Genomic DNA, 1,503 nt, shown 5'->3' on the forward strand with positions numbered 1-1,503 from the left:
CATCTATCGAGTAGGAGGGGGTGACGAACCCCCGTCCCCTCACACCACCTAGCATGCGGGTCCGCACTAGGCGGTTCGCCAATCTTGACGGAGTTCAAAATATCTCTGCGTTAAACTCTTCAGCCCTTGCTTAAGCCAGTAGGCTTTGCCAAGGGCTTTATGCAATTGAGGCGTCCTTGTCGTACGCCAAGCCCCTTTCCGAGTGTTAGCGATCTCGAACACTTCGTGTTCTTTGAGCCCAAGGGCTCTTAGTTCACGAATTCGAGTTCTCACCCTTTTCCATTGGTGCCAACGGCATAGTCTCAACCTTCTTCTTATCCATTCTTCCAGGCGCTTCAAGGGAGAGGGGGTCTCAATTAACGCGAAGTACCCCATCCATCCCATGGTATATTGGTTGAGTTTCCGGATACGTTCCTCCATTGGAAGACTCCAATTTGGATTCGTCAGTTGCCGGATTTTATTCTTAAACCGTTGAACGGATTTCGGGGCGAGTCGGATTCGAGCTTCTCGTTGAGACGTGAAGCTGAACCCTAGAAACTTTCGTTTCCAGGGGCGGTCGACCGCACTTTTCTCCTCGTTGACTTTGAGTTTTAACTTCTTCTCCAGATACTTTTGAACGCTTTGTTTGACTCTTTGGCCCGCACGCGGGCTGCGGACATAAATGTTACAGTCATCGGCGTAACGGCAGAACTTCAACCCCCGCTTTTCAAGTTCTTTATCCAGATCATCCAGCAGGATGTTAGCCAAGAGTGGACTTAATGGCCCGCCTTGCGGCGTGCCTTCCTCTGAACGAACCCGGACACCTTCCAGCATCACCCCAGCTTTTAAGTAGGCCCTTATCAATTTCAGGACTCGCTTGTCCTCGACCTTCCGTGCGACCCGGCTCATCAAGATGTCGTGATTCACCCGGTCAAAGAACTTCTCAAGATCGATATCGACGACATATCGGTATCCTTCTTGGATATATTTCTGAGCTTGCCGGACCGCATCGTGGGCCCGTCGCTTGGGGCGGAAGCCATAGCTGTACGGAGAAAAATGGGGATCAAAGATCGGCGTAAGCACCTGGAGGATGGCCTGTTGGATGAACCGATCCATCACGGTTGGGATCCCCAACAATCGGACGCCTCCATTGGGTTTCGGGATTTCGACCCTCCGGACCGGCGCCGGCTTGTAGGTTCCCTCAAGCAATTGTCTCTTAATGGACTTCCAGTGCTTCCGGATATCATCGCGGAGTTGTTCCGTCGGAACGCCGTCGATGCCCGGAGCCCCTTTATTTGCTTCCACCCGTTTGAGGGCAGTGATTAAGTTGTTCCGTGACAGAATCGTCTCCAACAGCGCCATCGAGATCTCTTTCCCTCCGCGGGATGGGGTTCAAGTCTTGCCGGGCAATGCTCAGCCCTCTATCCAAGGCCCTCCGGGCTTCACCCATCTTTCCTTGAAAGAGTTCCGTCAGGAATTCTGCTTCAGCGCATTGCGTCTCGAAAGAGTTTGATCCATCCCTGA

Annotated in this window: 1 protein-coding gene; it reads right to left on the reverse strand. The window is 52.5% G+C overall.

The window, feature by feature from the left end:
* Positions 1-66: 66 nt before the first annotated feature.
* A complete protein-coding gene (gene ltrA / locus CCB157_RS17010; RefSeq protein ID WP_077616959.1) occupies positions 67-1,341 on the reverse strand; it encodes a group II intron reverse transcriptase/maturase in 1,275 nt (424 codons plus the stop codon).
* Positions 1,342-1,503: the final 162 nt, after the last annotated feature.

Origin of the sequence: Caenibacillus caldisaponilyticus (assembly GCF_002003465.1) — a bacterium.
In the GTDB taxonomy this organism is placed as follows: domain Bacteria; phylum Bacillota; class Bacilli; order Bacillales; family Sporolactobacillaceae; genus Caenibacillus; species Caenibacillus caldisaponilyticus.